Raw genomic sequence first — 6,465 nt, 5'->3', positions numbered from 1 at the left:
GATGTCCTCGCCGTGGACGATCTCCTCGACGAGCCGGGTGTCGAGGGGCGCCGGGGGGAGTGACGTCCGTGGGGCGACCTCGCGGAGGCGGGCCAGCGTCTGGCCCGGTGAGGCGCCGCGCTCGCGCGTCACGCCGGCCGCGTTGTGGCGGTCGAAGTCGAACCGGGCGCGCACGAGGCCGGCCACGAAGCCCAGGCGCGTCGTGCGGGCCGAGTCGACGAGGTGGGCGGCGACGTCGTGGACCGTCCACCCCGCGCAGAGCGACGGCTCCTCCCACTGCCCGTCGTCGAGCCCTTCCAGGTCGTGGATCAGTGCCGCGCGCTCGGCGTGCACGATCGTCCAGACGTCCGCGACCGCTGCCATGGTCTCTCCTCGGTGATCGGCTTGCTGCCCTCGTGGAGATACGGACTCCCGGTCGCCGTGAAATTCACCGCCCGCGCCGCTTCATGTACAGGTCGAAGGCCCGGTACACCATCGGCCGCAGCGGCAGGTCCCACTCGCCGACGTACCGCACCGCCCGCCCGCCGGTGCCGACCTNNGCGGGTCGCCGGGGTCGAGGGTGGGGGTGATGCCGCGCAGGTCGTAGATGTCGCAGCCGGCCGCCAGCGCGTCGCGGATCATCGCCCACTGGCAGGCGTTGGAGCCGCGCACCTCGCGTTTCGCGGTGGAGGAGGCGCCGTAGGAGTACCAGGCGTGGGTGCCGACGCGGACCAGGACGGCGGCGGCGACCAGGTCGCCCCGGTGGCGGGCCAGGTAGAGGCTGATGCGCTCGGGGTCCTCTGCGTTCAGCTCCGCGAACATGGTCTGGAAGTAGCGCAGGGGGCGGGGGGTGAAGCGGTCGCGTTCGGCGGTGTGGACGTACAGGTCGTGGAACGCCTTCAGGTCGGTGCCGAACGTGACGTCCACGCCTTCCCTGGCCGCCTTCTTGATGTTGCGGCGCCAGAGCTGGTTCATGCCCTGGAGGACGTCGTCCTCGCTCCTGCCGGTCAGCGGGATCTCGTACTTGAACTGCGGATGCCCGACCCCGAAGCCGTCCTCGGGGCTCTGCGGCAGCCAGCCGGCGTCGCGCAGCGCGCGGCTGACGCGGGCGCCGGCCGGGCCGGGCCACTCGCCGGGCAGGTCGGTGAGCCGCTCGACGGCGGGGTCGCCGATGCCCTCCTTGACCTGGCCGGCGCTCCAGGTGTCCGTGCGGACCGGCGGGCCGAGCCGGACGGCGAACGCGCCGTGCGCCTTGAGGTACGCCGCCAGCGGGTCGAGCCACGCGGCGAGGTCGCCGGTCCAGTCGATGACCGGGCCCTCGGGCAGGTAGGCCAGCGTGTAGCGCTCCAGCCGGGGCACCGGGCGGTGCAGGACGAGCCCGGCGCCGACCAGCCGCCGGCCGTCGTACCAGCCGAGGGACTCGGCGCGCCACTCCGTCTTGACGCGGCCCCAGGCCGGGGTCTGGAGGAAGCTGACCGAGCGCTGGGCCCGTACGAAGGCCAGGTGGTCGGCGGCGCCGATCGGCCCGACGGTCAGGCTCCCCGGGCGGGGTGCGGTGCGGCTCGCTGGTTCGCTGTAGGACATGCGGGCAGCCAAGGCCGCGTCGTGTTGCCGGCGCGTATGCGGTTTCCGATACGCCGACGATAGGCGGCGGCCCGTAGCGTGGGTGTGCTGACCGTCGCCAGAGGGGAGAGCCGTGGACAGGGCGCCCGGACCGAGTGTCCGGCTCAAGCTGACCCTCAGCTATGCCGGATTCCTGATGCTCGCCGGTGCTCTGCTGCTGGGCGCCGTGGGGGTGTTCCTCCTGCGGGAGGGGTGGTTGCAGACCAACGAGCAGGGGGCGTGGCGGGCCACTCCGGGCACCGCGTTCGTCAACGGGTTCGCGCCCATGGCTGCGGCCGTCATGCTGTTCCTGCTGGTGTTCGGGCTGCTGGGGGGCTGGGTCCTGGCCGGCCGTATGCTCGCTCCCCTGGCCCGGATCACCGGCGCGACCCGTACGGCGGCCACCGGGTCGCTCTCGCACCGCATCCGGATGCCGGGCCGGCAGGACGAGTTCCGTGAACTCGCCGACGCCTTCGACGCGATGCTCGCCCGCCTCGAAGCGCACGTCGGCGAGCAGCGGAGGTTCGCGGCCAACGCCTCGCACGAGCTGCGCACCCCGCTGGCGATCTCCAAGTCGCTGCTGGACGTGGCCCTCGCCGACCCCGGGCACGACACCGGCGAGGTCCTCGGCCGCCTCCAGGCCGTCAACACCCGGGCCATCGCCCTCACGGAGGCGCTGCTCCTGCTCAGCCGCGCCGGCCGGGGCTCCTTCACCCGCGAACAGGTCGACCTGTCCCTGCTGGCGGAGGAGGCCACCGAGACGCTGCTGCCGCTCGCCGAGAAGAGCGGCGTGAACGTCGAGACCCTCGGCGGCGTCACCCCCGCGAGTGGTTCGCCGGCGCTTCTGCTGCAACTGACCATGAACCTCGTCCACAACGCGATCGTCCACAACCTGCCCGAGAAGGGCACCGTGTGGGTCACGACCGGTGTCCGCGCCGGCACTGCCGTGCTCACGGTCGAGAACACCGGCGCCCGCCTCGGCGCGGACCTCGTCCCGACCCTCACCGAGCCGTTCCAGCGCGGCACGGAACGCGTCCACGCCGACCACGCGGGCGTCGGCCTCGGCCTGGCCATCGTCAGGACCATCACCGAGGCGCACGCCGGACGCCTCACCCTCACCCCGCGCGCCGACGGGGGCCTGCGCATCACCGTCGAACTCCCGGCCGACACCCGCCGTTGAGGCGCGGCGCGCGTTCGGCACGGCCCGGCGGGGAAGGATCGTCATCTCCGTACCCGGAGACCCCGTCACACCTTGTGGAGAGACATGACCGTCGTATTCGTCCACGGCGTGCCCGAGACCGCAGCGGTCTGGGACCGGCTGCGTCAGCGCCTCGGCCGGGAGAGCGTCGCCCTGGGCCTGCCGGGATTCGGCACCGAGCGGCCCGCCGGGTTCGGCGGCGGGAAGGACGCCCACGCCGAGTGGCTCGCGGCGCGGCTGCGGGAGCTGCCGGGGCCGGTCGACCTCGTCGGGCACGACTGGGGCGCGCTGCTGACGTACCGGGTGGCCACGGCGTACGACGTGCCGCTGCGCAGCTGGGCCGCGGACGTCGCGGGCGTCATGCACCCGGCGTACGTGTGGCACGAGTTCGCGCAGATCTGGCAGACCCACGGCGACGGCGAGGCGTGGTTCGACAACCTGCGCGCGACGCCGCACGACGCGCCCGGCAGCATCGCCGGGGTCCTGCGGGCCCAGGGGGTGCGGGAGGACGACGCGCGGTCCCTCCATGAGGGGATCGACGAGGCGATGGGGCGGGAGATCCTCGGCCTGTACCGGTCGGCGACACCGAACCTGTACGCCCACTGGGGCGCCGACCTGCGCGAGACGCCGGCGCCCGGACTGGTGCTGCACCCGGACGGGGACCTCTACGACGACCCGGACACGGGGGCCGAGGTGGCGCGGATGCTCGGGGCGCGGATGCGGGTTCTCGACGGGGTCGGGCATCAGTGGCCGCTCCAGGACCCGGACCAGGCCGTCGACGTGCTGTACGCGTTCTGGGATGCGGTGGGGTGACGCGTCGTTCCCTGGGGCCGGTGGGGTCGGGTACGGTTCTGGCCCGGCGTCAAGTGCCGTACCGCAGAACGTCGTTCAGTCCGTTTCGGGGGTGGAGTGGTGCAGGAGCCGTGGGCCGAGCTGGGTGAGACGATCAGCGCGATCCGTTCCGCGTTGCTGTCCGCGCTGGAGGAGGGCGAGGGCGAGGCCGTGCGGTTCACGGCCGGGCCCGTGGAGCTGGAGTTCGGCGTGGAGGTCAGGAAGGACGCCGGGGCCAGGGCGAAGGTGTTCGTGCTGCCGTGGACGGTGGAGGCGAACGGGTCGGCCGGGGTGGCGCAGACGCACCGCGTCAAGCTCACGCTCCAGCCGGTGGACGGCCGGGGCGAGGACCTGAGGATCTCCGGCGACTCCGACCGGCGCCCGCTGTGACCGCAGCGGGCCCCCGCCGGTCGGCCGGGTGACCGGCGGGGCGGCCGATGGACGAGGCGAGGGTCGTCGAGATCTGGAACCCGGCGGGCGGGCGCACCGGCAGCGGCTACCTCCTCGGTGACGACCTGGTGCTGACCTCCTGCCACGTCCTGGACGGCACGCCCGCCGGCGGTGCGGTGGAGGTGCGGCAGCTCGACGCCCTGGGGCGTACGCGGTGGCTGCCCGCCGACGTGGTGTGGCTGCCCTCGCCCACGGACACCGACGCCGACGCCGACGCGGCGCTCCTGCGGGTCACCGACGAGCGGTGGCACCCCCCGCCGGGCCCGCCGGTACGGTTCGGGCGCGTCGTCGGCCGTGACCGCGTCCCGTGTCTGGGCCTCGGCTTCCCCGACGCGGCCAGGCGTTCGGCGTACGAGCGGGACACGATGCCGGTACGCGGCCATGTGGACCCGTTGCACGGCATGAAGTCCGGGCTGCTGACGGTGCACGTCGACACCGGCATCGCGCCCGCGCGCGAAGGGTGGCGCGGCGCGTCGGGGGCGGCGCTCCTGTGCGGCCCGCGTCTCGTGGCGGTCGTCCGCGCGGAGAAGGCCGTCGCCCCTGGCGTCCTGGACGCCGTCCCGGTGACCGCGCTGGCCGAACTGCCGGGTTTCCGGCAGACCTTGGAGAGGTACGGCGTCCGCCTCGTCGTCGAGGACGTCGGCGGGTCCGCGCCCGAGCGGCCCTCCCTCGTGCCCGTCGGTGTGTCGCCGCCGCCCTGGCGGCACCGGCTGCGGGACGTGCCGTTGCCCGCGCTGGGCGGTGCGCTGACCTTTCTGCTGTTCGCGCGGCTCGGGCCGAGCTCCGCGGGAGTGGCCTGGACGATCGGGTCGTTCTTCGCGGGCGTCGTGGCCATGTGGTCGATCGCTCGGCTGCGGTCCCCGCACCGTGCCTCCGGCGGGCTGGACGCCGTGCGGGTCCGGCTGTCCGAGGCGGTGCTGGGCGAGGTGGCCCGGCGGCGCCGGCAGCTGCTGGGGGACGACAGCAAGGCGATCAACGTCGCCTTCACCACGGTCCTCCAGGGCGGCCGGGACGCCGAACGGGCCTGGTCCGGCGGGGATTTCGCGCGTGTCGCCGAGTATCTGGAGGCGCTGGTGCCGAGGCGGCTCGTCGTCACGGGCGGGCCGGGCGCCGGGAAGACCCTCCTCGCGTACGAGCTGGTCCACCGGCTGCTGAGCCGCATGGACGGCGGAGGCCCGGTCCCCGTCCCGATGAGCCTGCCCGGGTGGGACACCGCCGTGCCGTTCACCGACTGGTTCACCGGGCGGCTCGCGCACGACTACCTGGACGGCTCCGACACGGCGGCCCGCCGGCTGCTGGCGACCGGCAGGATCATGCCGGTCCTCGACGGCCTCGACGAGCTGGACCCACCGGGCGGCGGCCGGTCCCGGGCCGCCGCCGCGCTCGTCCAGCTCAACCGGTTCGAGGGGCCGTTGGCCGTGACCTGCCGGAGCACCGAGTACGAGGCGCTCAGCCGGGCCGGCGAACGGCTGCTGGACTGCGCCACCGTCCGGATCGAGGCCGTGGGCGCGGCGGACGGGCGGCGCTATCTGGTCGAGCGGGCGGTGGACCGGGCCCGGCTGCACGCGGTGGAAGAGGAGCTGTTCACCGCGGGCACGGCCACCGCCGCCGCCCTGTCGTCGCCCTGGATGCTGACGCTGGCGTCCCTGGTGTCCCGGTCCGAGGCCGGGGCGCTGCGGCTCGCCTCCTTCACGGGCGTCGCGGACTCCCCGGCGGCGCGACGTCAGGTGCGTGCGGCGCTCCTGGAGGCGCTGATCCCGACGGTGTGCGCGGCGGATCCGGAGCAGCGGTACACGGCGCGGGACGTGGAGCGGTGGCTGCGGGCGCTCGCGGCGGGGCAGGGGGCCGTGTCCGTGCGGGACTTCGAGATCCACACGCTGTGGCCCGTCGCGGGGCCGCGTGCCGCGCGGTACGCCGCGGTCGCGGTCACCCTTGCCTGCTGGCTGCCCGCGCTCGCCCTGCTGGCCCTCGGCTTCCAGGTGAACGGCGCGTTCCCGCTCCCCGGGGCGCTGCTGCTGGGGCTGCTGGTGCCCGCGCTGGCGGTCGCCGCGTGGGAGGCGCGGGCCCCTCATGCGCAGCCGCGCCGGATGGTGTTCCGGCGGCTGCGTGGCCGGCTCGGCTGGAGCCGGGTCGCGCTGGGCACCGTCCTCGGCGGGGTGCTGATGCTGCCGCTGGCGCCGCTGTTCGGGCCGGGGTTCGCGCTGGCCGGCGGTGGCGCGTTCGCGGGGGTCTTCGGGTTCGGGCTGGCGCTGTCGGTGCGGGCCGACGTCGACCGGGGCCGGCTGCTCGCGGCGGCTGCGCCGACGGCTCTGGCCGTGCTGTCCCTCGCCGGGGTCCTGGCCGGCCGGTTCGGTGACTTCACGGGGCTCGCCGCGGGGTGCGGTGCCGGGGCGATCGGGCTGGTG

Annotated in this window: 5 protein-coding genes and 1 pseudogene; 4 read left to right on the top strand and 2 right to left on the bottom strand. The window is 74.8% G+C overall.

The features are described from left to right. The coding region (locus AOK24_RS01740) for a maleylpyruvate isomerase family mycothiol-dependent enzyme (protein WP_159051767.1) at positions 1-363 on the bottom strand (363 nt) is incomplete at its 3' end. 176 nt (positions 364-539) lie between these two features. Next, positions 540-1,482, bottom strand: a pseudogene (locus AOK24_RS01735) (lipid II:glycine glycyltransferase FemX); the annotation flags it as partial. A gap of 193 nt (positions 1,483-1,675) precedes the next feature. Here AOK24_RS01735 and AOK24_RS01730 point away from each other — a divergent pair. From AOK24_RS01730 to AOK24_RS01715, 4 genes are all read left to right on the top strand, one after another. Further along, the gene (locus AOK24_RS01730; protein WP_055718252.1) at positions 1,676-2,761 is read left to right on the top strand and encodes a sensor histidine kinase; all 1,086 of its coding nucleotides are present in this window, start codon (positions 1,676-1,678) and stop codon (positions 2,759-2,761) included. An 84-nt stretch (positions 2,762-2,845) separates the two neighbouring features. Then, positions 2,846-3,592: an alpha/beta fold hydrolase gene (locus AOK24_RS01725; protein WP_055718251.1), complete on the top strand. Its 747-nt coding sequence runs from the start codon at positions 2,846-2,848 to the stop codon at positions 3,590-3,592. 99 nt (positions 3,593-3,691) lie between these two features. After that, positions 3,692-4,000 (top strand): trypco2 family protein, encoded by a 309-nt coding sequence (locus AOK24_RS01720; RefSeq protein WP_055718250.1) that lies wholly within the window; start codon positions 3,692-3,694, stop codon positions 3,998-4,000. A 47-nt stretch (positions 4,001-4,047) separates the two neighbouring features. Beyond that, positions 4,048-6,465, top strand: a 2,418-nt coding sequence (locus AOK24_RS01715) for a trypsin-like peptidase domain-containing protein (protein ID WP_079056624.1), incomplete at its 3' end; no start/stop codon positions are given.

Origin of the sequence: Streptomyces niveiscabiei, from assembly GCF_001419795.1 — a bacterium.
Lineage (GTDB): Bacteria > Actinomycetota > Actinomycetes > Streptomycetales > Streptomycetaceae > Streptomyces > Streptomyces niveiscabiei.
The sequence above is the reverse complement of the archived record's forward strand: the minus strand, read 5'-3'. Positions and strand labels throughout refer to the sequence as shown.